Source organism: Pseudomonas sp. EA_15y_Pfl1_P101 (assembly GCF_963970835.1).
GTDB lineage: Bacteria > Pseudomonadota > Gammaproteobacteria > Pseudomonadales > Pseudomonadaceae > Aquipseudomonas > Aquipseudomonas tritici.
Genome location: NZ_CAXAPA010000003.1, coordinates 21,546 through 48,126 on the forward strand (window position 1 = coordinate 21,546; position 26,581 = coordinate 48,126).

A 26,581-nucleotide genomic window follows, 5' to 3' on the forward strand; every position below is an offset into this window, starting at 1 on the left:
TAAATGTCACCACGACGAAATAATTACAAAATCGTCACAAAACTGTCATTTCACCTTGCAATGATCGCCCCCGCGACCTGTGAAACGTCCTACAGGCCATTTCTCTGCGAGCCCCCATGAACCACAGCATTGATCACAGCCACCAGGACCCCGATCTGTTTGGCTTGCTCTACGGTTTCCGTTTTCGGCCCGGTGAAAAGGGCGAGCAGATAGATTCGGCCACGGCGCTTCAGGCCCTGCAGCAACCAGCCGACCCGCAAGTGTTTTTGTGGCTGCACCTGAACCTGGCCCACGCGGCGTGCGAACGCTGGATGCAGGCACACCTGGACCTGCCGGAAGAGTTCTTCGAAGCCTTGCATGAAGGCTCGCGCTCCACGCGTATCGAACATGTCGACTCGGCCTTGCTGGCAGTGGTCAACGACGTGGTGTTCAACTTCAGCAGCATGGTCTCGTCGGATATTTCCACGCTCTGGGTCTGCGCCCGCAGCCGTCTGTTGATCAGCGCGCGCCTGCAACCACTGCACTCGGTGGACAAATTACGTTCGTCGGTAAAGGCCGGTGAGAGCTTTCGCTCACCGCTGGCCTTGCTGGTGCACCTGCTGCGCGACCAGGGTGAAGTACTGACGCAGATCGTGCGCAAGACCAGCATCAGCGTCGACCATATCGAAGACCAGTTGCTGTCCTCGCGCTTGTCCACCAACCGCACCGAACTGGGTGCCGCGCGCCGGGTGCTGGTGCGTCTGCAACGCCTGCTGGCGCTGGAGCCGGGCTCGCTACTGCGTCTGCTCAACCGCCCGCCGCAGTGGCTGCAAAAGGAAGACGTGAAGGAACTGCGTAAATCCACCGAAGAGTTTGCGCTGATCATCAACGACCTGATGGCCTTGGGCGAACGCATCAAGCTGCTGCAGGAAGAGATCGCCGCCAACCTCAACGAGCAAAGCAACCGCACGTTGTTCACCCTTACGGTGGTGACGGTGCTGGCATTGCCGATCAACATCATTGCCGGTTTTTTTGGGATGAACGTGGGGGGTGTGCCACTCTCCCAGGATCCGGAGGGGTTTTGGATTCTGGTGGCGTTGGTGGCGACCTTCACGTTAATCGCTGGACGTTGGGCATTCCGCAAATTCTCGAGCTGAAATGAGATCAACCGTGGGAGCTGGCTTGCCTGCGATAGCTATTTGTCAGTGCCCTTTGCAGGGCCTGATACACCGCTATCGCAGGCAAGCCAGCTCCCACATTGGTTTTGCGGTGCTTTATGGACCGGCGGCAAATCCAATTCCCTAAACAATGACCTACCGCAGCATCTCTGTAATACTTTGCAATGACTATGCACGACATCCTCCCTACACAGGATGCTCCGGCATGGCCATCCCCTCCCTGACTGCCTCAACCCACGCTTCACCCGCAGCCCCAAAACCCCGGCTAGACAAGAAACCCAGCCTGGTCACGGTGATCATGTTCGTCGCCGTGCTCGCCATGGGCCTGTTGTTTACCGCCTACAGCCTGATGCATGACATGCGCGAAATGGGCGCGCAACTCACCACTTGGACACCGTTCCTGCTGTTGGGCGTGGCGCTGTTGATTGCCCTGGGTTTCGAGTTCGTCAACGGCTTCCACGACACCGCCAACGCGGTGGCGACGGTGATCTACACCCACTCGCTGCCGCCGTATTTTGCGGTGGTGTGGTCGGGCTTTTTCAACTTCCTCGGCGTGCTGCTCTCCAGCGGTGCGGTGGCGTTTGGCATCATTGCGCTGCTGCCGGTGGAGCTTATTTTGCAGGTGGGTTCATCTGCCGGTTTTGCGATGATCTTCGCGCTGTTGATCGCCGCGATCCTGTGGAACCTCGGCACTTGGTGGCTGGGTTTGCCGGCGTCGTCTTCCCACACTCTGATTGGCTCGATCATCGGCGTTGGCGTGGCGAATGCCTTGATGCACGGGCGCGACGGTACCAGCGGTGTGGACTGGAGCCAGGCGATCAAGATCGGTTACGCCTTGCTGCTCTCGCCGCTGATCGGCTTTGCGTTTGCCGCGATGTTGCTGCTGGCCTTGCGCGCCTTCGTCAAGAACCGCGCACTGTACAAGGCGCCGAAAGGCGACGCGCCACCGCCGTGGTGGATCCGCGGCATGCTGATCGCCACCTGCACTGGCGTCTCCTTCGCCCACGGTTCCAACGATGGGCAGAAAGGCATGGGCCTGATCATGCTGATTCTGGTCGGCACGCTGCCGATGGCCTACGCGCTGAACCGCGCGATGCCCGCCGAGCAGTCGTTGCAGTTCGCGGCCGTGGCTGAAGTCACCCAGGTCGCCCTGCTAAAAAGCGCGCCGCAAGCACTGACAGGCGACCCGCGTCCGATCCTCTCGACCTACGTGCGCACCAAGGAAGCCACGCCGGAACTGGTGCCCGCCCTCGCCGCGCTCGCCGGACAGATCGGGGACGAAGTCAAAGGCTACGGTTCCCTGGCCAAAGTGCCCGCCGAAGCCGTCGGCAACGTACGTAACGACATGTACCTGACCAGCGAAACCATTCGCCTGATGGACAAGGGCAAGGTCGGCCATTTCGACGCCGACACCCAGGGCAAGCTGCAACTGTTCAAGCAACAGATCGACAGCTCCACACGCTTCATTCCGCTGTGGGTGAAAATCGCCGTGGCCATCGCCCTGGGCCTGGGCACCATGGTGGGCTGGAAGCGCATCGTGGTGACAGTCGGCGAGAAGATCGGCAAGACGCACCTGACGTATGCCCAAGGTGCCTCGGCCGAGATGGTGGCGATGCTGACCATCGGCGCGGCGGACATGTACGGGTTGCCGGTGTCGACCACGCATGTGCTGTCGTCGGGTGTGGCGGGGACCATGGTGGCGAATGGCGGTGGGTTGCAGAGGCGGACTATCCGTAATTTGCTGATGGCGTGGGTGCTCACATTGCCAGCGGCCATTCTTCTTTCAGGTAGCCTTTACTGGCTGTTCACTAAACTCTTCTGACACAACTCAGGACAAAATGTGGGAGCGGGCTTGCTCGCTCCCACATTTGGTTGTGTATTTCTTCAGTGATTGAAGAGTCCAGCCATCGCGTTGAGCCGTTTCTTGTACACCCGCCGCGCCTCCAATGCTTCCTCCAGCGTCACCGCCACAAACCCGGCCCGCTGGTTCGGCTGCATCTGCCCGATCAAGTCCAGATCGGCACTGATCACCGTGCCAATCATTGCGTACCCACCGCCCGACACCGCGTCCCGATGCAACACGATCGGCTCCAACCCGGCCGGCACCTGGATCGAACCAATCGGGTAGCAACTGTCAACGATATTCGAAGGATCGGAGCCCGCGCCAAACGGCTGCTCCCTTGGCTGAAAGCTCAGTGCACTGCCGCCTTTGAAGCGATAGCCGATGCGGTCGGCTTCGGAACCCACCGTCCAGGGCTCGGCAAAAAAACTGCGTTTGGCCGCATCCGTGAGGCGCTCGTAATACAGCCCTGGCACCACACGCAGGGTCACATCACCGCCCACCGAACGGCGTAACGCCATCGGCAAACTGTTGCCCGCACGGCCCGTACCGCTGGCCTCACCGATGGGCAATTCATCGCCTTCCTGCAAGCGCCGACCGTGAAACCCACCGAGTGCGCCGAGGGTGTAGGTCGAACGACTGCCGAGCACCCGCGGCACATCAATACCACCGGCCACCGCGAGATAGGTCCGCGCGCCGGCCTTGGGAAATTCAAAGCGTAAAACCTGCCCGGCGCGCACCTGGAACGCGGTGTCCTGGTGCACCACTTCACCGTCCAGGCGCGGCGACATCAAGGCACCGCTGAGTGCCACCAACGCGTCCTGTTGAAACGCCAGTTCGGGGCCTATCAGCGTGCATTCCAACCCCGCCGCGCCGACCGGATTACCCACCAGGTGATTGGCCGCACTCAACGCATATTGGTCCAACGCGCCCGACGGCGGGATGCCCAAGTGGTAATAACCTTCGCGGCCAAGGTCTTGCACGGAGGTGGCGAGGCCGGGTTTGAGGACCTTAATCATGCCAGCGCCTCCTGCAGGGATTTCGGATAACCAATGGGGTCGGCGAGAAAGGCGTCGAGGGAAAACTCCACCGAGCGGATACGCAGGTCGAAACGTCCTGCGTCCACTTCGGCCACCGCTAGGTCGTAGGCGTCACGGTCCATCGGTTTGAATTGCACGATATCGCCGGGACGGAAGAACACCATGTGTTCCTTGAGGTACGCCAATTGCTGCGCCGGGTCGTAGATCGGCGCCGGGGTCACGCCGAACATCTGGTAACCACCGGCACCGCGTACCGAATAGATGCAACCAAAGCAGCCGCCGTGGCCGAGGGTGAGTTTCGGCGTGTCGGTGCGCGGGCGCAGGTACTTGGGCACCTGCAACTGCCGCTCGCGCTCGACCATCTGGAACATGAACGGCAAGCCCGCGACAAAGCCGACCATCGACACAAACCACGGCGCACCACTGTGGGCGGCGATAAACGCATCCACATCGGCCAGGCCATTGATGCGCGCCGCGTATTCAAGGTCGGTGCCGCTGGGGTCTTGATGGCGGTCGCGAAAGCGCATCAGGGTTTCATGGGTCCAGGGGTCGTTGTAGAGCACTGGAATTTCAATGATGCGCGTGTGCAGGGTGCGTTCGGCCACGGCCTGGGATTCGGCGGTTTGCACCGCATCGAGCAGTGCATGGGGCGCGATGCGGTCGGGGTCGAAGCGAATCTGGAACGATGCATTGGCCAGGCACACGTCCAGCACGCCCTCCAGCGCCAGGCGTTCCACCGCACGCGTCACGGCCATGCCTTTGAAAAAGGCCTCCAGGGACATGCTCTCGCTGACCTCGGCAAACAGGTGTTCATCACCGCCGAAGCTGTAGCGGATGGGAGACGTTTCAGCCATGTCTGTTCCTCTTGGAATCATTGTAGAAAGGCAGGCGAAAAAAATAATGTTTCGATCTTATTGGGGTGTTGTGACGGTGATGCCCGCTCGGTCCAGGGCTTCGCGGGTCGCTTCCACCAGTTCAAGCGCGCCGGGCGTGTCGCTGTGCAGGCAGATGGAATCGAATTCGATAAACAAGTCTTCGCCTTCAACGGTGCGCACCAGACCGGTCTGACACGCACGCAGGACTCGCGCCGCCACCGTCGCAGGATCCAGCGCCCGCACATTGCGCGTAAACACGATGGAGCCCGTCAGATCGTACTCACGGTCGGCATAAAACTCGCGCACCACCGGCTGCCCGAGTTCCTGGGCGACGCGCCAGATCACCGAGTTGGGCATGCAGTACAGCAGCAATGTCGGCTCGATGATTTGCAGGTTTTGCACCAGCAGCCGCGCGGCTTCTTCGTCGCGGGCGAGGTGCATATACAGCGCGCCATGGGGCTTAATGTGTTGCAGGATCATACCTTGGGCACGTGCAATTTCACGCAGCGCGCCGAGCTGATAGAGCATGTCGTCCACCAGTTCCTGCGCCGGGGCGTTGATGTGGCGCCGGCCGAAGCCGACCAAATCACGAAAGCCAGGGTGCGCACCGATAGCGACGCCCAGTTGCTTGGCACGCTCGACGGTACGGCGCATGGTGCCGGGGTCACCGGCATGAAAGCCGGTAGCGATATTGGCCGAGCTGATATAAGCCATCAGCTCCGCGTCGACGCCGTCGCCAATGGTCCAGGGGCCGAAGCCTTCGCCCATGTCTGAGTTGAAATCCACTGCCTGCATCAGGGTCGCTCCGCCAAAAGGTGATGCTGGAAAGTAGGCTGCAGCTTGACCCCTTGGGAAGATCTATTATCAGATGGCCCATCTTCTGAAAATCAGATAGCCCTACGTTTTGGAGAGGCAGATGTCCCTGACCTTGCGCCAAGTCCGCTATTTCGTCGCCACGGCTGAGATTGGCCAGATTTCCCAGGCGGCGATTCACCTGAATATCTCCCAATCGGCAGTGACCACGGCGATCAAGGAATTGGAGGCCATGCTGGGTGTGCAACTGTTCGTACGCTCGGCCCAGGGCATGAACCTGACCGACGCCGGCCGGCACTTTCTCAACCGCGCCTATGTGATTGTGCGCAGTGTCGATGATGCGTTGAACAGCCCGTTGCCCGACTACCGCGCCAGTGGCGTGTTGCGCCTGGCGGCCAGCTACACGGTGCTCGGCTACTTCCTGCCCCACCACTTGCAACGCATGGAACACTGGCACCCGGACGTGACCATCGAGGTCTTTGAGCAGGAGCGCCAAGCCATCGAACAAGGTTTGCTCGACGGCCAGTTCGACATGGCGGTGGTGCTCACCGCCAACCTCACCCACCCGGATATCGTCTCGGAAATCCTGTTCAATTCGGAACGCCGCCTGTGGCTGCCCAGCCATCACCCCCTGTGCGAACGCGGCGCCGTGAGCCTGGCGGATGTGGCCCAGGAGCCCTACATCCTGCTCACCGTCGACGAGGCCGAGCACAGCGCCATGCGCTACTGGGAGCAGGCCGGGCAAGCGCCAGAGGTGCGGCTGCGCACCAGTTCGGTGGAGGCAGTGCGCAGCATGGTTGCCAATGGCAGTGGTGTGGCGATCCTGTCAGACCTGGTGCACAGGCCTTGGTCATTGGAAGGCAAACGCATCGAAACCCTGACCGTCACCGACCCGGTAACGCCCATGAGCGTCGGCCTGGCTTGGCACCGCGAGCGTGCGTTTACCCCGGCGATGCAGGCGGTGCGCGATTACTTCCACGACGCGTTCCTGGCGCCGCAGCAGTTGTCGGCGCGACGCTAGAGCCGGGCTTGCAAGGTGGCGGCAGCAACTGGATCACCGGTCAGCGCATTGAGGCTTCGGGGGGGATGTTTCTTTAAGCCCCAGGCGCTTCTCGCGCAGCACGTCATAGCCCCAGTGATACACATAGGTGTACGGCAGGAAAAACAGCAGTACACCTATGTCGAGGATGAACGCCTGGATCAGACTGATGTTCAGCCACGCCGCGATCAGCGGCACGCACACCAGAATCAGCCCGCCTTCAAACAGCAACGCATGCAACACCCGCGTCCACGGCGTGTTGGCCAGTTGCAGGCGCACCTTGAGGCGGTCGAACAGGCCGTTGAAGATCACGTTCCAGGTCAGCGCGATCAGGCTGATCGCCAGGGTGACCATGCCCATTTCCAGGGCGGGCTTGTCCATGATCCACGCCAGCAATGGGGTGCAGATCAACAATGCCAATCCCTCAAAACCGATGGCTTGGCAAACACGTTCAGTAACCGACTTGGTAGGGCTCATAACCTGGGCTCCGTGAGTGACGAGGGTTGCCATGATCACTCTCTGACTCGATACTTCATAACCAATAACCATCGACCAAGGCGATAGTAATGGCCTCCCATGAAGTGCTGCAGGCGTTTGTGCAGGCCGCCACCCAGGGCTCGTTTTCCGCCGCGGCGCGCAAGCTGGGCAAGAGCCAGTCCACCGTCAGCGCGGCAGTGGCGAGCCTGGAGATTGACCTGAATGTGGTGCTGTTTGACCGCACTAGCCGCAAGCCGACGCTGACGCCGGCCGGCCATGTGTTGCTGCAACGCGCCGAGCAGGTGCTGGAGGCCAGCAGTCGTTTGGAGCTGGCAGCGAGCCAGTTGGCCCAGGGTTTGGAGCCGAAACTGACCATCGCCATGTCCGATACTTACCAGTCCGATCGCTTCGAGGTCGCGCTCAGCGCCTTTGAGCAGCGTTACCCGGACCTTGAACTGGAATGCCTGATCGCTGAGTGCGAGGATTTGGTTGCCTTGGTACAAAGTGGCCGCGCGCACCTCGCTTTTATTGAAAAACAGGATAACTACCCGCCCGACCTCACCGGCGCGCCGGTAGCAGAAAGCACGGAAATCTCACTGTTCGTCGCGGCCAGACACCCACTGGCCAACCTGAAAAACATCCCCGCCGACACGCTGCGCCAGCATCGCGAACTGCGCCTGGCCAGCATCATCAACCCGACTGAAACCCGCCCCAGCGGCCGCGTGTGGTCGGCGCCGAGTTACTTGATGTTGATGGAAATGGCGCAACTGGGCTTCGGCTGGGCACCGCTGCCGCGCTGGTTGGTCGAGCGTTTTGATGGCGGCCAATTGGTCGAGCTCAAAGCACGCAGTTGGCCGCGCTCGGTGGCGGTGGATGCGCTGTGGTCGCGGCAGCACCCGCCGGGGCCGGCGGGGAGTTGGTTGTTGGGCAAGATGCTTGAGTGATCCCGGCCAGACAATGAAGATCAAAGCGGGCTTGCTCGCGAGAGCGGGGGGGGGGTGAGTCAACTTATGTGTGGCTGGAAACATCGCGTTCGCGAGCAAGCCTGCGCTCACATTTTGATCACCTACCGTGCGCTCGATCCCGCATGCCTTCGGTGACCAGCGTCACCAACCGATCCAGGCTCTGACCCCCTCTGTCATGAAACCTCTTGAGTCTTATGAGTGTTGTGTTCAGAGATTCAATGGGCGCACGGGACTCACTATAGTTCGCGTCGCTCAAGGTTTCCGGTCGACCCGACAGACGCCAAACCCGCTAGAATCACGCCTCTTTGTAGGATTTCGGATGCGCCCCCCCATGGAAACCCGCCTCGTCTCCTATGAGACGCTGAGCCTTGTACAGAAACAGCAACTCGACACCCTGCAAGTGCATCCCGAGCAACTGGCGTATTCCGGTGATATCTACTGTGCGCTGAACAGCCTGCTGGTCAATCCCAATCCCGACGCGATCAAAGGCTTCGCCCTGCTCGCCGACGACCAGCCCGTGGCCTTCCTGTTGCTCAAACGCCCACCTTGCCTGCCCCATTGGGCCGATGAACACAGCGCGACGCTGCATGCATTGCAGGTGGACCGGCACCAGCAAGGGCGCGGATTCGGCAAGGCATGTTTGCAGGCGTTGCCGGCGGCGGCATTGCAAGCGTGGCCACAGATCAAGGGCTTGGCGTTGTCGGTGGACGCGGAAAATGTGCCGGCGATGCGACTGTATCTGGCGGCTGGATGGGTGGACAGTGGGGAGGCGTACAAGGGGCGAATTGGGTATGAGCGCCGGTTGAGGTGGGCATTTAATCCTTAGCGGAATGTCACGTAAACAGGACGTTCGCACGTGCATGTCCTGTTTACGTGGCATGGGCAGCAGTTTCAGCCTCTTTCGCCGACCGGCAACCAGATCTCCACCGTGCCGGTGCCTTTGCGCCCATCAAAATCCGCACTGTAGCGCTCGAAATCCGCGCCTATCACCTTATAGCCCGAAGATGGCAGCCATTCGAACATGATGCGCTCGTAGGTTTGCTCAAGCGCCTGCACCGGCCCGTAATGCGGGAACACGGCATAGTTGAGCGGCGGAATTTCGATAGACTCGAAATTGCCCGGCACTTCGGCTTTGCTCGGGACTTCAACACCGGCCATGTAATCGAATTCGCCGTGATGGGAGTTATGGCAAACGCCATACGTCACCCCGCCAACGCGCTGCTTGATGTCCTTGATGCAGGTATCAAACAACTCCCACAGTTTGGGGATATCACCCACGGTGGCCTTTGAATAACGCCCTTGTACACCGGCAATCACCAGAGCCTTGCCCGCTTCCATGCGCGGTTCTAACGGTTGTTTTGTCTGCTGATCCATACGAACAGTCTCCTTCTTATGAGGGAACAAACCCGCATCGAGTATAGGGGCATATCCGTATTGGACTCCATGCAGAAAATTTTCCTACGCATCTGGACAACTGGCCATCACCGACCGTATTGTCTGCTCCGCAGGCCACCGCAGTGGCCGACGTCGCTCGGACGGTTCCGGGCGCTTACGTACCCTCGAGGCAACAATGGCTGACCAAGGTTTGCCGCGCCGCTTTGCGCGCATAGATCGACTCCCCCCTTACGTGTTCAATATCACTGCCGAGCTGAAGATGGCTGCGCGTCGGCGCGGCGAAGACATCATCGACTTGAGCATGGGTAACCCTGACGGCCCGACCCCACCGCATATCGTGGAGAAAATGGTCACCGTCGCCCAGCGTGAAGACACCCACGGCTACTCCACCTCCAAAGGCATTCCGCGCCTACGCCGGGCGATTTCGCGCTGGTACAAAGACCGCTATGAAGTGGACATCAACCCGGAAACCGAGGCCATCGTGACCATTGGTTCCAAGGAAGGCCTGGCGCACTTGATGCTGGCCACCCTGGACCAGGGCGACACTGTTTTGGTGCCGAACCCGAGCTACCCGATCCACATCTACGGTGCCGTGATTGCCGGCGCCCAGGTCCGCTCGGTACCGCTGATTCCTGGCGTGGACTTCTTCGCTGAACTGGAACGGGCGATTCGCGGTTCGATCCCCAAACCGAAGATGATGATCCTGGGCTTCCCGTCCAACCCCACTGCGCAGTGCGTGGAGTTGGATTTCTTCGAGCGTGTGATTGCGCTGGCCAAGCAGTACGACGTGCTGGTGGTGCACGACCTGGCCTACGCCGACATCGTCTACGACGGCTGGAAAGCCCCGTCGATCATGCAGGTGCCGGGCGCCAAGGACATTGCGGTGGAGTTTTTCACCCTGTCCAAGAGCTACAACATGGCCGGCTGGCGCATCGGTTTCATGGTGGGTAACCCGGAACTGGTCAACGCCCTGGCGCGGATCAAGAGTTATCACGACTACGGCACTTTCACTCCGCTGCAAGTGGCGGCGATTGCGGCGCTGGAAGGCGATCAGCAGTGCGTGAAGGACATTGCCGAGCAGTATCGCCAGCGGCGTAACGTGCTGGTCAAGGGCCTGCATGAGCTGGGCTGGATGGTCGAGAATCCAAAGGCGTCGATGTACGTCTGGGCGAAAATCCCCGAAGCGTATGCTGCCATGGGCTCGCTGGAGTTTGCCAAGAAACTGCTGCTGGAAGCCAAGGTGTGTGTGTCGCCGGGGATTGGGTTTGGCGAGTATGGCGATGATCATGTGCGCTTTGCGCTGATCGAGAACCAGGACCGGATTCGCCAGGCAGTGCGGGGGATTCGCGGGATGTTCCGGGCGGATGGCCTGGTCACCAAGCCCTGACCCGACTCACCTGTTGGGATGTGATTAAAACTGTGGGAGCGGGCTTGCTCGCGAAAGCGCAATGTCAGTCAATGGAGTTGGCGACTGATCCACCGCATTCGCGAGCAAGCCCGCTCCCACATTTGCATCGGGTTTTCACCCAAGCTTCAGGGTGTGTACGTCACACCACCAACGACAACAGCATGATAAAGATCAACGCCACGATCGACAGAATCGTCTCCATCGCCGTCCACGTCTTGAACGTCTCAGCCACGGTCATGTTGAAGTACTGCTTCACCAGCCAGAACCCCGCATCGTTGACGTGAGACAGGATCAACGAACCCGCCCCTGTCGCCAACACCAGCAGCTCACGGTTAACCCCTGGAATCATGCCTACCACCGGCACCACAATGCCCGCGCCAGTAATGGTCGCCACGGTGGCCGAGCCCGTCGCGACGCGAATCACCGCCGCCACCAGCCACGCCAGCAGGATCGGGTTGATCTGCGCGTTCACCGCCATATGGCCGATCACGTCGCCCACACCGCTGGTCACCAGCATCTGCTTGAAGCCACCACCGGCACCGATGATCAGAATGATCGCGGCGGTCGGCGCAAGGCTGGCGTCGAGCAACTTGAGGATTTGCTTGGAGTGAATGCCCTGGCGATGGCCGAAGGTATACAGCGACAGCAGCAACGCCAGCAGCAGCGCAGTGATCGGGTGACCGATCATGTCCATCCAGTTGCGCACAACGTTGCCTTCGGCAAACGCAATGTCGGCAAAGGTTTTGAGCAGCATCAGGAACACCGGCAGCAGCACGGTGACCAGGGTGATGCCAAAGCTCGGCAACGACTTGTTATCGGTATCGCGGGCCAGTTGGTCGACCAGTTCCTGGGACGGGTTGCCCGGGATGTACTTGGCGATAAACGTACCGAAGATCGGGCCGGCGATGATGGCAGTCGGCAGTGCGACGATCAGGCCGTACAGGATGGTCTTGCCGATGTCCGCGCCAAACACGCCGATGGCCAGCAGCGGGCCCGGGTGCGGTGGCACCAGGCCGTGTACGGCCGACAGGCCGGCCAGCAGCGGGATGCCGATCTTGATAAGCGACACGCCGGTGCGTCGCGCGACGATGAATACCAGCGGGATCAGCAAGACAAAACCGATCTCGAAGAACAGCGGGATACCCACCAGGAACGCGGCAAACATCATCGCCCACTGGACCTTGTCCTTGCCAAAGGCGCGGATCAGGGTCTGGGCGATCTGATCGGCGCCGCCGGATTCGGCCATCATCTTGCCGAGCATGGTGCCCAGCGCGAGGATGATGCCGACAAAGCCGAGCACCCCGCCGAAACCGTCCTGGAACGCCTTGATGATCTTGTCCACGGGCATGCCCGAGGTCAGGCCGAGGAAGCCGGCCGCGATGATCAGTGCAATGAACGGGTGCACCTTGAACTTGGTGATCAGAACGATCAACCCGATGATAGTGACCACTGCGTCTAGCAGCAGGTAGGACTCGTGGGACATGCCAAACATGGGGGGTCTCTCCTGTTTGTTGTTGTTATTAAAGCGGGTGTTGAATCTTTCGCCGGGGATAGCGCTATCTTTCCGGCAAAAAATTATCGGGTTGGTTCAAAGCCGTGTTGCAGCCACCAGGTGTTGGTCTGCTCGGCCAGTTCCTCGATGCTGTCTTCGCTGGCGTTGAGGGCCAGGGTCAGCGGTTCGCCTATCGGCGATTCGAGGGTAGCGAACTGGCTGTCGATCAGGCTGGCCGGCATGAAATGGCCGGGGCGATGCGACACGCGGTCGGCGGCCACTTCGCGGGTCAGCTCCAAAAAGACAAACCCCAGGCCCGGCGCGGCTTCGCGCAGGTGGTCGCGGTATTTTTTCTTGAGTGAGGAGCAGGTGAGCACCGGGTGCTCGCCTGCCTTGAGCGAACGGCGCAGTTCATCGCACAGGATGTCGAGCCAGCCGGCGCGGTCGTCGTCGTCGAGGGGGTGGCCGGCGCTCATCTTTTCGATATTCGCGGCGGGGTGAAAGCTGTCGCCTTCAATGGCAGTGGCGCCGTTCAGCCGGCACAGGGCCTCGCTGACGCTGGTCTTGCCACAGCCGGCAACACCCATGATAACCAGGGCGGTAACAGGTTGACTCATGAAACACCTCAGGACGCAGATAGCGCTACCTTTGCACGCTGTAAGGCTAGTGCAAAAACAGGCTTTTCCCGCGCCGTCTTGTCTTTTTTTATGGAGTGACGCGTGCATCCGCTTCAATCATTCGAACGGGATCAGGCAACCCAACGTTCAAGCATTTGCAGCCGTTTGGAGACAGCGCTACCTTAGTGCCTCGATTTTTGTTTGGCAAGCCGCCTGATGACCTCTAAGAACGATAAAAAATTGCGCACTACGGGTCGCCCGACCCTTAACGAAGTCGCCCGCCTGGCCGGCGTCAGCCCGATTACCGCGTCGCGCGCCCTGCGTGGCATCAGCACCGTCGCCACCGAGTTGGTGGAAAAAGTGCAGCGGGCCGCCGCCGAACTCAACTACGTGGTCAACCCCGCCGCCCGCGCCCTGGCCTCGGCCCAGAGCCATTCGGTGGTGGTGTTGGTGCCGTCGCTGTCCAACCTGCTGTTCATCGAAACCCTCGAAGCCATCCACCAGGTGCTGCGGCCCAAGGGCTTTGAAGTGTTGATCGGTAACTTCCACTATTCGCGTGATGAAGAAGAAAACCTGCTGCGCAACTACATGGCCTACCAGCCACGTGGATTGCTACTCACCGGGTTCGATCGCACCGAAAGCGCCCGACGGATGGTCGAGGCCAGCAACGTGCCCTGCGTGTACATGATGGACCTGGACCCGAATGCCGGCGTGAACTGCGTGGGTTTCTCGCAGCTGGCGGCGGGTGAAACGGCGGCAGCGCATTTGCTGTCCCGTGGGTACAAACGATTGGCGTATATCGGCGCGCAACTGGACCAACGCACCTTGCTGCGTGGCGAAGGTTTCCGCCGGGCGCTGCAACAGGCCGGCCTGTATGACCCGGCGCTGGAATTGCTGACACCGCGGCCCTCTTCGGTTGGCTTGGGTGGCGAGCTGTTTTTGCAACTGTTGGCCGCCCATCCGGATGTGGATGCGATCTTCTTTGGCAACGACGACCTGGCCCAAGGCGCGCTGCTGGAAGCCATGCGCCATGGCATCAAGGTGCCGGAGCGCGTCGCGGTGCTGGGTTTCAACGACCTGCCCGCCTCGTCCTATATGGTGCCGCGCCTGAGCAGCATCAGCACGCCGCGTGAAGCGATTGGCCGGCGTTCGGCGGAGCATTTGCTGACGATCATGGCGGGTAACAAGATCGCCAAGCCGGTGGTGGATATGGGGTTTGAATTGCAGGTGCGGGAGAGTACCTGACCTGTAATGCAGCACACCCTCCACTGTGGCTTGCCTGCGATGGCGGTAGGTCAGCTGACACTTCATTGCCTGGCACACCGCTATCGCAGGCAAGCCAGCTCCCACATTTTTTACCGTGCCCGCGTTGAAATATCGCCGTAGCTTCCTGCCCCTGCTAGATTGGCTGCTCTCCATCGCAAGGGAAGCACCATGGGACACTCACTGAAAATCCTCGGCCGCACGTCCTCCATCAACGTGCGCAAAGTGCTATGGACCTGCCAGGAACTGGGCATCGACTACCAGCGCGAAGACTGGGGCATCGGCTTCAAGCCCACTCAGTCCGCTGAATTCCTCGCCTTGAACCCCAACGCTCAAATACCCGTACTGATCGACGACCACGGCGTGCTGTGGGAGTCCAATACCATCTGCCGCTACCTCGTGAACCTCTACCAACGGCATGACCTGCTGCCCGCCGAACCTGCGCCGCGGGCCCGGGTCGAGCAATGGATAGACTGGCAAGCCATCGAACTCAACCGCGCCTGGGGCGATGCGTTCACGGCCTTGGTGCGTAATAACCCGGATGGTCTGGACGCCGCGCAGATCGCCGCTGCTGTGCAGGTCTGGAACGACAAGATGGGCATTCTGGAACAACAGCTCGTTCGCACAAACGCTTACGTGGCCGGTGATGAATTCACCCTCGCCGACATCCTGATCGGGCTGTCGGTGCACCGCTGGCAGATGACGCCTATGGCACGCCCGCCCTACCCGGCTATTGCCGCGTACTATCAGCGGCTGAGCCAGCACAAAGGCTTCCAGACTTTCGCACTTGACGGCCATAACTAAAATAAGGACTCCACCGTGAAAGGCCTCAACGTACTGCTCACTGGCGCCTGCGGCAGAATCGGCAAGACGTTTTTCGAAGCCTCGAAAGACCGCTACCGTTTCACCCTCACGGACCGTATCGCGCCGAATTTCGACCTGGCCGAGCACCGTTTTGTGCACGCCGACCTCAGCGACCCATCCAGCCTGGTCGCCCTGCTCGACGGCATCGAGGTTATCGTGCACCTGTCAGGTATTCCGCACGCCAGCGCCTCATTCGACGAATTGCTGCCCAACAATATCCTCGCCACCACCTACCTGTTCGAAGCCGCCGTGGCCGCCGGGGTAAAACGCCTGGTGTTCGCCAGCAGCGCCCAGACCATCGAAGGCTACCCGGTAGACCGCCAGATCACGCCTGGCATGCAGGTCATGCCCGCCAACCTGTATGGCGTGAGCAAATGCTATGGCGAAGCGCTGTGTGGTTACTACGCAGCCAAAACGCCACTTTCGACGATCGCCCTGCGCATCGGCGCCTTTGAATTCCCCGAAACCCACGACCTGAACAACGCCCGCGACCTCAGCGCCTGGCTCAGCCCGCGTGATGCGGTGCAGTTGCTGCAGCGTTCGGTAGAGGCTGAAGGCGTGAAGCACCTGATCGCCCATGGCATATCCAATAACCGCTTCAAGCGCTTGGACCTGAGCGAAACCACACGCGTGCTGGGTTACCAACCGGTGGACGACGCCTTCCAGACGTTTGAAATACCCATAGCCTACGGAGGCTCTGCGCCATAAACCTTTAAATATGAAGTTTTGGCGCAATAAATCGGTGAATATGCAGCCAAACATGCACAACTTCACAAGCACCGATTTCCGTTAGCCCGCTAAGATTCCAGGTCACTGCCCCTGGAATCTCCTCCCATGTCCACACTCACCGCCTCTGCCGCCGACGGCATCGACCCCCTCCGTGCAGCCCATATCAGCGCGCGCATCGACCGCCTGCCCGCCGTTGCGACGGTCTGGCGCCTGGTGGCACTGCTGTCGATTGGCGGCTTTTTCGAGCTGTATGACCTGTTCCAGACCGCCTATATCAGCCCCGGCTTGATCAGCGACGGGATTTTCCATACCGGCAGCGCGGGCGTATTCGGTTTCTCCGACCAAGCCGCGTTCGCCTCGGTAACCTTCCTTGGCCTGTTCCTCGGCGCCAGCCTGCTCAGCCCCATCGCCGACCGCTACGGTCGGCGGGCGATCTTCACCTTTGCGCTGATCTGGTACACCGTCGCCACCGTGTTAATGGGTATCCAGACCTCCGCCGTGGGCATCATCTGCATGCGTTTTCTGGTGGGGATTGGCCTGGGCATTGAGCTGGTGACCATCGACGCCTACCTCTCGGAACTGGTGCCCAAGCGCATGCGCAGCTCGGCGTTTGCCTTCGCGTTTTCTATCCAATTTCTGTCAGTGCCGGCCGTGGCATTGATGTCGTGGTGGCTGGTGCCGCAAGCGCCGTTCGGCGTGTCCGGCTGGCGCTGGGTGGTACTGTCGAGCGCGGTGTTTGCGTTGTTTATCTGGCAACTTCGCAAACGCCTGCCGGAATCACCCCGCTGGCTCGCGCAAAAGGGCCGCTTCGAAGAAGCCGGTGCGATCATGGATAACCTGGAGGCGCGCTGTCAGAAAGATCACGGCAAACCGCTGGAGGAGCCCGAGCCGCAAGCCGTCAGCGTTCAGGGCAGTGGCCGTTTTGCCGATATCTGGCAACCGCCGTACCGTCGCCGCGCGTTGATGCTGATTGTGTTTCATGTGTTTCAGGCCATCGGCTTTTTCGGCTTTGGCAATTGGTTGCCGGCGCTGCTTTCGGGCCAGGGCGTCAGCGTGACCCACAGCTTGCTCTACGCTTTTATCATCACACTCGCCTACCCGCTGGGGCCGTTGCTGTTTGTGAAAGTGGCCAACCGCTTTGAAAACAAATGGCAGATCGTCGGCTCAGCCATGGGCGCGGTGATCTTCGGCAGCCTGTTCGCGCTGCAAACCACGGCGGTGGGGCTGGTGATCTGCGGGGTGATGATCACGTTCTGCAATGCCTGGCTGAGCTTCAGCTATCACTCGTACCAGAGCGAGCTGTTCCCCACCAACATCCGCGCGCGGGCGGTGGGGTTCTGTTATTCGTTCAGCCGCTTGTCCACGGTATTCAGCAGCCTGTTGATCGGTTTTATCCTTGAACACCTGGGCACGCCAGGGGTGTTGGCGTTTATTGCCAGCAGCATGTTGATCGTGATGATCACCATCAGTTGGTTCGGGCCGCGTACGCGTAACTTGGCATTGGAAAATATCGCCCATTGACGGCAACGGTTGGCCGCCTGCGGGACACTACTTGCCGCGGCGGCGACATCATCCCCAATAAAACCGGGCGCTTCGCACCCGGCACGCTATTTGCTCCAGCTGTGGCACCGAACACTCCACAGGTGACCGATCATGCTGGTTAACAACAACACCCAAGCCGTGTCGACCGTTCAACAGATCAAACGGCCTGATATGGACCCTGCCAACGCCGCTGCCAGCGCGCTGTACAGCGGTGCCCTGCAGGCGACGCAGCAAAGCGTGACCATGCCGGCCGCGCAAAAGGAACTGGACAAGGCCACCGACCGTATCGACGAGGCCTTCGCCAAGACCCGCGTGCAACTGCAGGCCTCCGCTTCGGCCTCCGATGTGCCGGCGACCAGCGCTACCTCCGGCGCGCGGGCGGATTTTACCGACTACATGAGCAAGACGCCGGCCGAGCGTATCCGTGAGCGATTGCTCAAGGAACAGGGTTTGACCGAGGCGGATGTGCAGAACATGTCGCAGGAAAAGCAGGACGCTATTTCCAAGCAAGTGGCTGACCGTTTGAAGCAGCAACAAGAGCAGCAGATAGCGGCGAAGACGGCTGAGCCTCAGGCGCAAACCGTGAAAGAAACCTTGGCCGCGATCTAATCTTGTTCGACCTGTAATGAGCGGGCTTGTCGAGTCGTCGCACCGCCCGCTCACTACAAGCCTGCTCAGTGTTACTGAAGTTGTAGGGTCGAGTTGAACTGCCCGATCGCATCCACCACATGCCGTGATCCTTCCTGAATCTCCAGGATCACCTGCCCCGCTTCATTTGCCAGCTCCACCCCGAGCCCCGTGCGGCTCAAGCTCGATTGCATGCTCGACACCGCGCTCAGCGACAGGTCGTGGTTCTTGCGCACCACACCCACTATCTCCACCGTCGCTTGGCTGGTGCGCGCCGCGAGGCTGCGCACTTCGTCGGCCACCACTGCAAAGCCGCGCCCTTGCTCACCGGCCCGCGCTGCTTCAATCGCAGCGTTCAGCGCGAGCATATTGGTTTGCTCGGCAATGCCGCTGATGGTCTGGACGATGGCGCCGATGATGTCCGACTGCTTGTTGACCGCATCAATGCTCTCGGCGGCCTGGTTCAAGTCGTGGGAAATCTGTTCGATGATCTGCACGGTTTGCTGCACCACCTCCGAGCCCTTGCGCGCGCAGGCATCGTTTTGCACCGAGGTGGCGTGGGCCGAGTCGGCAGCGGTGCGCAGGGTGGTGACCTGGTCGGTAATGTCGCTCGCGAACTTCACCACTTTGTACAAGCGGCCATTGGGGTCGAAGATCGGGTTGTAGGAGGCTTCCAGGAACAGGGTCTTGCCGTATTTGTTTTTGCGCTCGAAGCGGTGTGAATGGTATTCACCGCGATTGAGGGAAGCCCAGAATGCAGTGTAGGCCGGCGACTCCACTTCGTTGCGGTGGCAGAACATGCTGTGGTGCTGGCCGACGATTTCATCCAGGGAATACTGCACGGTCTTCAGGAAGTTTTCGTTGGCATTGAGAATCTGGCCCTGAGGCGTGAACTCGATGACTGCCATGGAACGGCCGATGGCGTCGATCAGGCTCTGGTTTTCATGTTCGTGGTGAACCCGCGCAGAAATATCCGACGCGACTTTGATCACGCTCTGCACCTGATTGTCCTTGTCCAGCACCGGCATGTAGCTGGCTTCCAGCCACACCTCCTGGCCGTGCTTGTTCAAGCGCATGAAGGTGCCACTCAGCGCCTCGCCCCGCGCCAAGTCGCGCCATAGCTTGGCGTAACCGTCGGTGTGGGTGTAGGCCTCGTCGCAAAAGAGGCGGTGATGCTTGCCGCGAATCTCCTCGGCGCTGTAGCCCATGGTTTTGCAGAAGTTGTCGTTGGCGTCGAGGATCACGCCACTGGCGTCGAACTCGATCATGGCCATGGAGCGGCTGATGGCCGCGAGTTTGGCGTTGGTTTCGGTAAGTGCGCAGGAAAAGCGTTGGATTTCAAGCAGGTCGGATTTGTGATGGCGGTTGAACATGGTCAGATCACCCTGGATTCCCGGCGCACGGAAGGCGCGTTCCATTCATATGTTGGGTAGTGCTGGTACACCTTCATGGGGAATAACCATCCAAATCGCTTTATCTGCCAAGCGTCATCAACGGTTATGGGTGAGCATAGACAGGGCTAGGCACTATGCAAGGCCACTAATCAGCCAGCATTTCTAATAAAGCGCGGGCAGCGGCTGAAGGGTCACGGGTGGGCGAGCCGACCAAGGCAAACTCACGGTGCAGCGGCACCGTCAGCGGCATCACGCGCAAGCCTTTGCGCTGGGCCGGCAGAGCCATTTCCGGCACCAGCGTAACGCCCACGCCCTCGCGCACCAGGCTGAACGCGCTGTTCCATTCGCGCACTTCCACGCGGATATCGCGCAGCGTCAGCCCCGCTGCGGCGCCCAGGCTGCGCGCATTCGCGGTACACCCACCGGTGGCGAGCACGAACGGCTGCTCAAGTAACGCCTCAAGCGACACACTGGCATCGGCCGGGCGTTGCGCCAGCGCATGGGCCACCGGTAGCACGGCCATCCAGAAGTCCCGGCCCAGTACCGTGGCATTGCGCTCGGGCTTGGGGTTGAGCACGACACCCAGGTCGATCAACTCCGCGTCGAGCAAGGTGAGCACTTCATTGTCGGTGACATCCAGGGTGGTCACCTCGATCCCCGGATAAAGCTGGGCAAAGCGCTGCAACAACGGCGTCAGGAACCTGGCCAGCACCATGGGAAAACTGGCGATACGAATCGTCCCGCGCAGCATTGGGCGGGCTTCATCCACGGTGCTGCGAATGGTCTGCAAGGCTTTGAGCATCACCCGCGCCTGTTCGATCACACTCAAGCCCAGGGCGGTGGGCAAGGTCTTGCGTGGTGCACGGGTAAACAGCTGCGCGCCCAGGGTCGCCTCCATGCCGGCCATGGCCTGGCTGGCGGCGGATTGAGTCATACCGACGCGCTCGGCGGCGGCAGTGATGCTGCCGTGATCGGCCACGGCCACCAGCAGGCGCCAGTGCATCAGGTTCATCATGGCATTCGCTGTCCTTATGGCAGGGGGCTGAAGGTTTAATTTTACGCACGGTGCCATGCCCGCGAGACTGGCGCAAATTCAACGGAGCTGTTCAAGATGAAACTGTATTTCTTCCCCCACGCCTGCTCTCTCGCACCGCATATCGTGCTGCGCGAACTGGCGTTGCCGTTCGACCTGGTGCGGGTCGATAACCAGGCCAAGACCACCGCCGACGGCGAAGACTTCCTGCAGATCAACCCCAAGGGCTACGTTGCAGCGCTGAAACTGGACAACGGCCAGGTGCTGACCGAAGCCAGCGCGATCCTGCAGTATCTGGCTGACCTGAAACCCACAGCAAATCTAGCGCCGGCCAATGGCCGCTGGGAGCGTGTGCGTTTGCAGGAATGGCTGAATTTTATCGCCACCGAAGTGCATGGTGGGTTGGCGGTGTTCTTCAATGATGCGATTCAGGGCGAGGTGCGAGCCATGTTCCAGGCGACGCTGTTCAAGCGTTTTGCGGTGCTGGTGCAGACGCTGGAACGCCAGGATTACTTGCTGGGTTCGCAGTTCTCAGTCGCGGATGCGTACCTGTTCGTGGTGCTGCGCTGGGCGGCCTTTCACGCGATTGATCTGAGCGAGTGGCCGGCGCTGGCGGCATTTGAGCAGCGGGTCGGTGAGCGGCCAGCAGTGATTGCCTCGCTGGCCGCCGAATCCCCCGAAAGCTGAGTTCATTCAAAAACGGGTCTCAGTGACCGAACAGACCTGTCTCGGTTTTCTTGGCTTTCTTGTCAGCGCGTTTTTCATCGGCGGTCTTTGCCGGTTTTTTCTTCGCGGCTTTCTTTGAATCCATACCTTTGGCCATGATGCGTGCTCCACTGAACAGGGGATGTAGCACTGGGTATACCACCTATTACGACGTAGAAGGCGCTTATAATCCCCAGCCCTTGATAACGCTGCCTGAACACCATGCCCGAATTACACATCGAACCGCTGGCAGAGCCGTTGTGGCCGCTGCTGAACAAGTTTTACCGCAGCCATAATTCGCCGATGAAGGCGCTCAAGGGCGGGCGTTTGTGGGTGGCCCGGGAGGGTGAGATCGTCGCGGGGCTGTGCCTCACGCCGGTGGTGGGTGGGCAGTGGTTGAGCGGTGTGTGTGTGGCACCCGCGTATCGCGGCCAGGGGTTGGCGGCGCGATTGATTCTTACGGCGCTGACTGCTTGCGAGGGAACCGTTTGGTTGTTGTGTCATCCGGATCTGGAAGGGCTATACCAGCGCATGGGATTCACTCAGGACACGCTGCTGCCGCAATCGCTTAGCGAGCGGTTGGTGCGCTACAAACGCAACAAACCCATGATCGCGATGGGCTTGGATCGTTTGGTGACGTCGACCCCGGATAATGTGTGATCAGCGCCTGCGAGCCCCATGCTAGCCTCGGTGGCACAGTGGCGCTTTACAGGATGATCATGAACACGACGCTTGCAGTTCTCTCCCTCACCGCCCTGCTCGCTCCGGTCTTGAGCCAGGCAGCCGAGGCACCGATCAGCGCCAAGCAATACCAGAACGTGCTCGCCGGCAGTTGGCGCGACCCGGCCAACAGCGCCCGCGACGGCTATCGCCATCCATCGCCGCCGTGCAGGCCGCAAGCAGCAGTGCTTACGCACGCACATCCGAAGAAAACCTGAAGAAAAAGGATGGGAGGACGTTGCGGCTCGTAAAGCCTGCTAAATAACCTGAGCAGAACGCAGGCTCAAAGTGGAAGCGGGCTTGCTCGCTCCCACATTTGGACCTCATTGGATCTGAAAGCTATTCGTCAGCAGTGGGCTCGAGCTCCGGGAACATCACGTCAATAAACCCGAACTTACTGAAATCCGTAACCCGTGACGGGTACAAACGGCCGATCAAGTGATCGCACTCATGCTGCACCACCCGCGCATGAAAACCATCGGCAAAACGCACGATAGGCTCACCCTTCGGATCGAAGCCCTCGTAGCGAATCTGCTGGTAACGGCTCACCGCGCCACGCAGGCCCGGCACAGACAGGCAACCTTCGTAGCCCTCCTCCAGCGCTGGGCTCAGTGGTGTGATCAGCGGGTTGATCAGGATGGTCTGCGGCACCGGCGGCGCGTCCGGGTAGCGTTCGCTGGACTCGAAACCAAAGATCACCAATTGCAGGTCGACACCAATCTGCGGTGCGGCCAGGCCGACGCCACCCACATGCTCCATGGTCTGGAACATGTCATCGATCAATTGCCACAGCTCGGGGCTGTCGAACATTTCCGGCGGAACCGGCGGCGCGATACGCAGCAGGCGCTCGTCGCCCATTTTCAGGATTTCACGGATCATCGATCAGACTTCGTCAGGGGTGGGCTTGGAATGGTCCCGGCCGAGGCCTGAGACGTGCTGTTTTTCAGTGGTATGAGCCGGCGCATCAAACTCTTTTTCACCCGGTTCCTTACCTTCGGCGGACATGTGTTCGATCACTGCATTCATCTCCGCACCCAGCAGCAGCACCGCGGCGGAAATATAGAAGTACAGGAGCAGCACGATAATTGCGCCGATACTGCCATACATGGCGTTGTAGTCGGCAAAGGTTTTGACGTAATAGCCAAAGCCCAGGGACGCGACGATCCACACCACCACCGCCAGCACCGAGCCTGGCGTGATAAAACGGAATTCCTGCTCGACGTCGGGCATCACGTAGTACATGAGGGCCACGGCGAACATCAGCAGGATCACGATCAGCGGCCAGCGCAGGATGGTCCACAGGGTGACCACGAATTCCTGCATGCCGATCTGCGCGGCGATCCACTCCATCACCTGCGGGCCAAGCACCATCAGCGCGGCGGCGGCCAACAGCATGCCGGCAATACCGATGGTATAGAGAATCGACAGCGGGAAACGCTTCCAGATCGGCCGGCCTTCAACCACGTCGTAGGCGGCGTTCATCGCACTCATCATCAGGCGCACGCCGGCCGAAGCCGTCCACAGCGCGATCACGATACCCACGGACAGCAGGCCACCCTTGGATTGCTGCAACTGGTCGATGACCGGGTTGACCTGCTCCAGCGCCTGGGGCGGCAACACCAGCTCCGACTGCAGGCGCAGCCAGGAGAAGAAATCCGGCAGGTGCAGGAAACCGATCAGCGCGATCAGGAACAGCAGAAAGGGAAACAGCGAGAACAGCATCTGGTAGGCCAGCGCCGAGGCGTAGGTGGGCATCTCGTCATCGACGAATTCCGTGACGGTGCGCACCAGCACTTTGTGCAGTTTGAGGCCTTGTAATACCGGAAAAAGCATAGCGTCTCCTTTCGCCGCAAAAGGTTGAGTTCGTGGGCGACTCAGGGGCCGTTTTCTACATCAAAGTAGCCCATTTGGCGACTTTGAAACAATTTCGAAAGTTTAGTTGCAACGGCGGATACAAAAACGGCCATCCGTGGATGGCCGTCGGGCTGCGTAAAGCCAGCCAGCGATTCGAAATTACTGGGTCGCTTTTTTCACAGCGTCTTTGGTATCGCCGACCGCTTTCTGCACTTCGCCTTTCTTTTCTTGTACCAGACCTTCAGCGCGCAGTTTGTCGTCGCCAGTCACTTTACCGACACCTTGCTTCACGTTGCCGGCCACTTCGTTCGCTACACCTTTTACCTTATCCGATGTGCTGCTCATGGTATTTCTCCTGGAACAATCGATGGTTTTTGGTCATCACGTAAAGATTGACCCGAGGCGGTTTGGCAGAGTTTCAATTATTTTTGCCTGTGCATTTCATCGCCATCCGCAGGTTGGGCTTTATGTTTTGTGGCCAACCCACGAGAATGCCCGGCACATTCAGGCTACAACGCTGAATAACAGATCCCGTAGGAAGGTTATGAAACTCAATAAAGCACAGGCTATCGCCCGCAGAAACACTGAACTGGGCGGTGCCGTACTCGGCGTCAACAACTGCCACTTCACCGAACTGGACCAGAAACGCAACATCTGGTGGTTCGACCTGCCGCTGGGCCGTATCGCCGTGGGCCAGTACGAGTGGATTCACTTGTTGATGCACAACGCCGAGACTGACCAGTTGCTGCACCTGAAGGTGCCGACGGTGTTTTTGCGTGAGAAGGTCGAAGGCCTGGTGGTGCGTAATGCGGGCAAGCGTAGCCCGGAGATCACCCTGGAGCTGAGTGCGGATAAGGATTCGTTCTTGAAGGACGTGCGCCCGGCGGGTGCAGGCGTGAGCTTCGCCCCGTTCGCCCTGTAAACACCGGATTAAAAATGTGGAGCAGGCTTGCCTGCGATAGCCCAATAAAAACCCCGCATTTGCGGGGTTTTTTATGGGTTACTTTTTCAGACCGAGCTTCTTCAACTCTTCATCGCGCAATTCACGCCGCAGGATCTTGCCCACGTTGGTGGTCGGCAACGCATCACGGAACTCCACCGCCTTGGGCACTTTGTAGGCGGTGACGTTGGCGCGCATATGCTCCATCACCTGCTCCTTGGTCAGGGTTGCGCCCGGCTTGACCACGATAAACAGCTTGATGTGCTCCCCGGACTTCTCGTCCGGCACGCCGATGGCTGCGCACTGCAGCACGCCCGGCAGGCCCGCCAGTACGTCTTCGAGCTCGTTGGGGTACACGTTGAAGCCCGAGACCAGGATCATGTCCTTCTTGCGGTCGACAATGCGCATGTAGCCGTCGGGCTGGATGATCGCGATGTCGCCGGTCTTCAGCCAACCTTCGCTGTCGAGCATCTCGTCGGTGGCGTCCTGGCGCTGCCAGTAACCCTTCATGACTTGCGGGCCCTTGACGCACAGCTCGCCGGTTTCGCCCAGCGCCAGCTCGGTGCCGTCGTCGGAAATGACTTTACACACAGTGGACGGCACCGGAATCCCGATGGTACCGAGCTGGATATGCTGGATCGGGTTCACCGTCGCCACCGGGCTGGTTTCGGTCATGCCGTAACCTTCGCAGATGCCACAGCCGGTCACGGCCTTCCAACGCTCGGCCGCCGCCAGTTGCAGGGCCATACCGCCCGACAAGGTGACTTTCAGCGCAGAGAAGTCCAGCTTGCGGAACGCTTCGTTGTTGCACAGCGCCACGAACAGGGTATTCAGGCCGACAAAGCCGCTGAACTTCCACTTCGACAGTTCCTTGACCATCGCCGGCAGGTCACGCGGGTTGCTGATCAGGATGTTGTGGTTACCGATCAGCATCATCGCCATGCAATGAAAGGTGAACGCATAGATGTGGTAAAGCGGCAGCGGCGTGATGAGGATCTCGCAGCCTTCGTTGAGGTTGGAGCCCATCAGCGCCTTGCATTGCAGCATGTTGGCGACCAGGTTGCGGTGGGTGAGCATCGCGCCCTTGGCCACGCCGGTGGTACCGCCGGTGTATTGCAGCACGGCCACATCACTGCTGGCCGGGCTGACTTCGTTGACCGCCTGGCCATGGCCCTTGGCGAGTACGTCGTTGAACTTGATCGCCTGTGGCAAGTGGTAAGCCGGGACCATTTTCTTAACGTACTTGATGACGCTGTTGATCAGCAGACGCTTGAGCGGCGGCAACAGGTCGGCGACTTCGGTGACGATCACATGTTTGACGGCGGTCTTGGGCACGACCTTTTCCGCCAGGTGCGCCATGTTGGCCAGGCAGATCAGGGCCTTGGCACCGGAGTCGTTGAATTGGTGTTCCATTTCCCGCGCGGTGTACAGCGGGTTGGTGTTGACCACGATCAGGCCGGCACGGATGGCGCCGAACACCGCGACCGGGTATTGCAGGACGTTGGGCAGTTGCACGGCGATTCGATCGCCGGGCTTCAAGTCGGTATGCTGTTGCAGGTAGGCGGCGAAGGCGCCGGACAGTTCGTACAATTCACCGTAGGTGATTGTCTTGCCCAGGTTGCTGAAAGCCGGTTTGTTGGCGAAGCGCTGGCAGGACTGCTTCAGTACCGCCTGAATATTCGGATACTCGTCTGGATTGATTTCTGCAGCAATCCCGGCGGGGTACTTATCCTTCCAAAAGTCTTCGTTCATGGAAGCCCACTCCTCAGCGACGCGAATTCATCATCGCATT

Annotated in this window: 27 protein-coding genes and 2 pseudogenes; 15 read left to right on the forward strand and 14 right to left on the reverse strand. The window is 60.0% G+C overall.

Annotation, left to right across the window (positions count from 1 at the left end):
• The first annotated feature begins 116 nt into the window (after positions 1-116).
• Together AACY36_RS04785 and AACY36_RS04790 are read left to right on the forward strand one after the other, a co-directional pair.
• A complete protein-coding gene (locus tag AACY36_RS04785; RefSeq protein ID WP_339417072.1) occupies positions 117-1,136 on the forward strand; it encodes a transporter in 1,020 nt (339 codons plus the stop codon).
• 226 nt (positions 1,137-1,362) lie between these two features.
• A complete protein-coding gene (locus AACY36_RS04790; RefSeq protein ID WP_339428519.1) occupies positions 1,363-2,979 on the forward strand; it encodes an inorganic phosphate transporter in 1,617 nt (538 codons plus the stop codon).
• A 62-nt stretch (positions 2,980-3,041) separates the two neighbouring features.
• On the opposite strand, the gene AACY36_RS04795 is transcribed toward AACY36_RS04790, so the two are convergent.
• Genes AACY36_RS04795 through AACY36_RS04805 form a run of 3 tightly spaced genes read right to left on the reverse strand, consistent with a single transcriptional unit; the run spans position 3,042 to position 5,707 of the window.
• Complete coding sequence (locus tag AACY36_RS04795; protein ID WP_339417074.1) at positions 3,042-4,016, reverse strand: 5-oxoprolinase subunit C family protein; 975 nt, start codon at positions 4,014-4,016, stop codon at positions 3,042-3,044.
• Positions 4,013-4,891 carry a 5-oxoprolinase subunit B family protein gene (locus AACY36_RS04800; protein WP_339417075.1) on the reverse strand — a complete coding sequence of 293 codons (879 nt, stop codon included), beginning with the start codon at positions 4,889-4,891 and terminating at the stop codon, positions 4,013-4,015. The genes AACY36_RS04795 and AACY36_RS04800 overlap by 4 nt, the downstream gene beginning before the upstream one ends.
• A gap of 57 nt (positions 4,892-4,948) precedes the next feature.
• Entirely contained in the window at positions 4,949-5,707 is a 759-nt protein-coding gene (locus AACY36_RS04805) for a 5-oxoprolinase subunit PxpA (RefSeq protein ID WP_339417076.1), read from the reverse strand.
• A gap of 121 nt (positions 5,708-5,828) precedes the next feature.
• Here AACY36_RS04805 and AACY36_RS04810 point away from each other — a divergent pair, with 121 nt between their 5' ends.
• A complete protein-coding gene (locus AACY36_RS04810) occupies positions 5,829-6,746 on the forward strand; it encodes a LysR family transcriptional regulator (RefSeq protein ID WP_339417077.1) in 918 nt (305 codons plus the stop codon).
• Between the two features lie 33 nt (positions 6,747-6,779).
• On the opposite strand, the gene AACY36_RS04815 is transcribed toward AACY36_RS04810, so the two are convergent.
• Complete coding sequence (locus AACY36_RS04815; protein ID WP_339417078.1) at positions 6,780-7,241, reverse strand: multidrug/biocide efflux PACE transporter; 462 nt, start codon at positions 7,239-7,241, stop codon at positions 6,780-6,782.
• Between the two features lie 89 nt (positions 7,242-7,330).
• On the opposite strand from AACY36_RS04815, the gene AACY36_RS04820 reads away from it, so the two are divergent.
• Together AACY36_RS04820 and AACY36_RS04825 are read left to right on the forward strand one after the other, a co-directional pair.
• Positions 7,331-8,185: a LysR family transcriptional regulator gene (locus tag AACY36_RS04820; protein ID WP_339417079.1), complete on the forward strand. Its 855-nt coding sequence runs from the start codon at positions 7,331-7,333 to the stop codon at positions 8,183-8,185.
• A 352-nt stretch (positions 8,186-8,537) separates the two neighbouring features.
• The gene (locus AACY36_RS04825; RefSeq protein WP_339428520.1) at positions 8,538-9,032 is read left to right on the forward strand and encodes a GNAT family N-acetyltransferase; all 495 of its coding nucleotides are present in this window, start codon (positions 8,538-8,540) and stop codon (positions 9,030-9,032) included.
• 65 nt (positions 9,033-9,097) lie between these two features.
• Here AACY36_RS04825 and AACY36_RS04830 read toward each other — a convergent pair whose 3' ends face one another.
• A complete protein-coding gene (locus AACY36_RS04830; protein ID WP_339417081.1) occupies positions 9,098-9,580 on the reverse strand; it encodes a GyrI-like domain-containing protein in 483 nt (160 codons plus the stop codon).
• Between the two features lie 196 nt (positions 9,581-9,776).
• Between AACY36_RS04830 and alaC the strand changes: the two genes are divergently transcribed.
• The gene (gene alaC / locus AACY36_RS04835) at positions 9,777-10,988 is read left to right on the forward strand and encodes an alanine transaminase (protein WP_339417082.1); all 1,212 of its coding nucleotides are present in this window, start codon (positions 9,777-9,779) and stop codon (positions 10,986-10,988) included.
• Between the two features lie 160 nt (positions 10,989-11,148).
• Here alaC and AACY36_RS04840 read toward each other — a convergent pair whose 3' ends face one another.
• Positions 11,149-12,501 (reverse strand): GntP family permease, encoded by a 1,353-nt coding sequence (locus tag AACY36_RS04840; RefSeq protein ID WP_339417083.1) that lies wholly within the window; start codon positions 12,499-12,501, stop codon positions 11,149-11,151.
• 83 nt (positions 12,502-12,584) lie between these two features.
• On the reverse strand, positions 12,585-13,118 hold the full coding sequence (locus AACY36_RS04845; protein ID WP_339427464.1) for a gluconokinase: 534 nt from the start codon (positions 13,116-13,118) through the stop codon (positions 12,585-12,587).
• 213 nt (positions 13,119-13,331) lie between these two features.
• Between AACY36_RS04845 and AACY36_RS04850 the strand changes: the two genes are divergently transcribed.
• The 5 genes from AACY36_RS04850 (at position 13,332) to AACY36_RS04870 (ending at position 18,125) form a co-directional block, all read left to right on the forward strand.
• On the forward strand, positions 13,332-14,363 hold the full coding sequence (locus tag AACY36_RS04850; RefSeq protein WP_339417329.1) for a LacI family DNA-binding transcriptional regulator: 1,032 nt from the start codon (positions 13,332-13,334) through the stop codon (positions 14,361-14,363).
• A gap of 189 nt (positions 14,364-14,552) precedes the next feature.
• Complete coding sequence (locus AACY36_RS04855) at positions 14,553-15,185, forward strand: glutathione S-transferase family protein (protein WP_339427465.1); 633 nt, start codon at positions 14,553-14,555, stop codon at positions 15,183-15,185.
• Positions 15,186-15,200: 15 nt separating this feature from the next.
• Positions 15,201-15,953, forward strand: coding sequence for an NAD-dependent epimerase/dehydratase family protein (locus AACY36_RS04860; RefSeq protein WP_339417086.1), 753 nt, complete (start codon positions 15,201-15,203; stop codon positions 15,951-15,953).
• Positions 15,954-16,079: 126 nt separating this feature from the next.
• Positions 16,080-17,495, forward strand: coding sequence for an MFS transporter (locus tag AACY36_RS04865; RefSeq protein WP_339417087.1), 1,416 nt, complete (start codon positions 16,080-16,082; stop codon positions 17,493-17,495).
• Between the two features lie 132 nt (positions 17,496-17,627).
• Positions 17,628-18,125 (forward strand): hypothetical protein, encoded by a 498-nt coding sequence (locus AACY36_RS04870; RefSeq protein ID WP_339496789.1) that lies wholly within the window; start codon positions 17,628-17,630, stop codon positions 18,123-18,125.
• 71 nt (positions 18,126-18,196) lie between these two features.
• Here the strand turns inward: AACY36_RS04870 and AACY36_RS28170 are convergent, their stop codons facing one another.
• From AACY36_RS28170 to AACY36_RS04880, 3 genes and pseudogenes are all read right to left on the reverse strand, one after another.
• On the reverse strand, positions 18,197-18,766 hold the full coding sequence (locus AACY36_RS28170) for a methyl-accepting chemotaxis protein (protein WP_370467999.1): 570 nt from the start codon (positions 18,764-18,766) through the stop codon (positions 18,197-18,199).
• Positions 18,740-19,561: pseudogene (locus AACY36_RS28175) on the reverse strand (PAS domain-containing protein); the annotation flags it as partial. The gene AACY36_RS28170 and the pseudogene AACY36_RS28175, both read right to left, overlap by 27 nt.
• Before the next feature lie 121 nt (positions 19,562-19,682).
• On the reverse strand, positions 19,683-20,552 hold the full coding sequence (locus AACY36_RS04880; RefSeq protein ID WP_339417090.1) for a LysR family transcriptional regulator: 870 nt from the start codon (positions 20,550-20,552) through the stop codon (positions 19,683-19,685).
• Positions 20,553-20,648: 96 nt separating this feature from the next.
• Here AACY36_RS04880 and gstA point away from each other — a divergent pair, with 96 nt between their 5' ends.
• The 3 genes and pseudogenes from gstA to AACY36_RS04895 all read left to right on the forward strand — a co-directional run.
• Complete coding sequence (gene gstA / locus AACY36_RS04885) at positions 20,649-21,257, forward strand: glutathione transferase GstA (protein ID WP_339417092.1); 609 nt, start codon at positions 20,649-20,651, stop codon at positions 21,255-21,257.
• Between the two features lie 240 nt (positions 21,258-21,497).
• Positions 21,498-21,935, forward strand: coding sequence for a GNAT family N-acetyltransferase (locus AACY36_RS04890; protein ID WP_339417094.1), 438 nt, complete (start codon positions 21,498-21,500; stop codon positions 21,933-21,935).
• A gap of 59 nt (positions 21,936-21,994) precedes the next feature.
• Positions 21,995-22,221: pseudogene (locus AACY36_RS04895) on the forward strand (methyltransferase); the annotation flags it as partial.
• Between the two features lie 113 nt (positions 22,222-22,334).
• Here the strand turns inward: AACY36_RS04895 and def are convergent.
• The 3 genes from def to AACY36_RS04910 form a co-directional block, all read right to left on the reverse strand.
• Positions 22,335-22,874 (reverse strand): peptide deformylase, encoded by a 540-nt coding sequence (gene def, locus AACY36_RS04900; protein ID WP_339417096.1) that lies wholly within the window; start codon positions 22,872-22,874, stop codon positions 22,335-22,337.
• 3 nt (positions 22,875-22,877) lie between these two features.
• A complete protein-coding gene (locus AACY36_RS04905; protein WP_339417097.1) occupies positions 22,878-23,828 on the reverse strand; it encodes a YihY/virulence factor BrkB family protein in 951 nt (316 codons plus the stop codon).
• A gap of 180 nt (positions 23,829-24,008) precedes the next feature.
• A complete protein-coding gene (locus tag AACY36_RS04910; protein WP_339417098.1) occupies positions 24,009-24,194 on the reverse strand; it encodes a CsbD family protein in 186 nt (61 codons plus the stop codon).
• 199 nt (positions 24,195-24,393) lie between these two features.
• On the opposite strand from AACY36_RS04910, the gene AACY36_RS04915 reads away from it, so the two are divergent.
• Positions 24,394-24,771: a hypothetical protein gene (locus AACY36_RS04915; RefSeq protein ID WP_339417100.1), complete on the forward strand. Its 378-nt coding sequence runs from the start codon at positions 24,394-24,396 to the stop codon at positions 24,769-24,771.
• A gap of 78 nt (positions 24,772-24,849) precedes the next feature.
• Here AACY36_RS04915 and fadD1 read toward each other — a convergent pair whose 3' ends face one another.
• Positions 24,850-26,541, reverse strand: a complete 1,692-nt coding sequence (gene fadD1 / locus AACY36_RS04920; protein WP_065873541.1) for a long-chain-fatty-acid--CoA ligase FadD1 — start codon at positions 26,539-26,541, stop codon at positions 24,850-24,852.
• Positions 26,542-26,581 lie beyond the last annotated feature (40 nt).

What these genes read in the sequence shown, in the direction of transcription:
- AACY36_RS04845 (WP_339427464.1), bottom strand. Translation starts at nt 13,118, where the DNA reads ATGAGTCAACCTGTTACCGCCCTGGTTATCATGGGTGTTGCCGGCTGT.
- AACY36_RS04905 (WP_339417097.1), bottom strand. Translation starts at nt 23,828, where the DNA reads ATGCTTTTTCCGGTATTACAAGGCCTCAAACTGCACAAAGTGCTGGTG.
- AACY36_RS04915 (WP_339417100.1), top strand. Translation starts at nt 24,394, where the DNA reads ATGAAACTCAATAAAGCACAGGCTATCGCCCGCAGAAACACTGAACTG.
- AACY36_RS04825 (WP_339428520.1), top strand. Translation starts at nt 8,538, where the DNA reads ATGGAAACCCGCCTCGTCTCCTATGAGACGCTGAGCCTTGTACAGAAA.
- AACY36_RS04820 (WP_339417079.1), top strand. Translation starts at nt 7,331, where the DNA reads ATGGCCTCCCATGAAGTGCTGCAGGCGTTTGTGCAGGCCGCCACCCAG.
- def (WP_339417096.1), bottom strand. Translation starts at nt 22,874, where the DNA reads ATGATCCGTGAAATCCTGAAAATGGGCGACGAGCGCCTGCTGCGTATC.
- AACY36_RS04795 (WP_339417074.1), bottom strand. Translation starts at nt 4,016, where the DNA reads ATGATTAAGGTCCTCAAACCCGGCCTCGCCACCTCCGTGCAAGACCTT.
- AACY36_RS04810 (WP_339417077.1), top strand. Translation starts at nt 5,829, where the DNA reads ATGTCCCTGACCTTGCGCCAAGTCCGCTATTTCGTCGCCACGGCTGAG.
- fadD1 (WP_065873541.1), bottom strand. Translation starts at nt 26,541, where the DNA reads ATGAACGAAGACTTTTGGAAGGATAAGTACCCCGCCGGGATTGCTGCA.
- AACY36_RS04785 (WP_339417072.1), top strand. Translation starts at nt 117, where the DNA reads ATGAACCACAGCATTGATCACAGCCACCAGGACCCCGATCTGTTTGGC.
- AACY36_RS04830 (WP_339417081.1), bottom strand. Translation starts at nt 9,580, where the DNA reads ATGGATCAGCAGACAAAACAACCGTTAGAACCGCGCATGGAAGCGGGC.
- AACY36_RS04790 (WP_339428519.1), top strand. Translation starts at nt 1,363, where the DNA reads ATGGCCATCCCCTCCCTGACTGCCTCAACCCACGCTTCACCCGCAGCC.
- gstA (WP_339417092.1), top strand. Translation starts at nt 20,649, where the DNA reads ATGAAACTGTATTTCTTCCCCCACGCCTGCTCTCTCGCACCGCATATC.
- AACY36_RS04815 (WP_339417078.1), bottom strand. Translation starts at nt 7,241, where the DNA reads ATGAGCCCTACCAAGTCGGTTACTGAACGTGTTTGCCAAGCCATCGGT.
- AACY36_RS04910 (WP_339417098.1), bottom strand. Translation starts at nt 24,194, where the DNA reads ATGAGCAGCACATCGGATAAGGTAAAAGGTGTAGCGAACGAAGTGGCC.
- AACY36_RS04855 (WP_339427465.1), top strand. Translation starts at nt 14,553, where the DNA reads ATGGGACACTCACTGAAAATCCTCGGCCGCACGTCCTCCATCAACGTG.
- AACY36_RS04865 (WP_339417087.1), top strand. Translation starts at nt 16,080, where the DNA reads ATGTCCACACTCACCGCCTCTGCCGCCGACGGCATCGACCCCCTCCGT.
- AACY36_RS04805 (WP_339417076.1), bottom strand. Translation starts at nt 5,707, where the DNA reads ATGCAGGCAGTGGATTTCAACTCAGACATGGGCGAAGGCTTCGGCCCC.
- AACY36_RS04840 (WP_339417083.1), bottom strand. Translation starts at nt 12,501, where the DNA reads ATGTTTGGCATGTCCCACGAGTCCTACCTGCTGCTAGACGCAGTGGTC.
- AACY36_RS04880 (WP_339417090.1), bottom strand. Translation starts at nt 20,552, where the DNA reads ATGATGAACCTGATGCACTGGCGCCTGCTGGTGGCCGTGGCCGATCAC.
- AACY36_RS04800 (WP_339417075.1), bottom strand. Translation starts at nt 4,891, where the DNA reads ATGGCTGAAACGTCTCCCATCCGCTACAGCTTCGGCGGTGATGAACAC.
- alaC (WP_339417082.1), top strand. Translation starts at nt 9,777, where the DNA reads ATGGCTGACCAAGGTTTGCCGCGCCGCTTTGCGCGCATAGATCGACTC.
- AACY36_RS04890 (WP_339417094.1), top strand. Translation starts at nt 21,498, where the DNA reads ATGCCCGAATTACACATCGAACCGCTGGCAGAGCCGTTGTGGCCGCTG.
- AACY36_RS04870 (WP_339496789.1), top strand. Translation starts at nt 17,628, where the DNA reads ATGCTGGTTAACAACAACACCCAAGCCGTGTCGACCGTTCAACAGATC.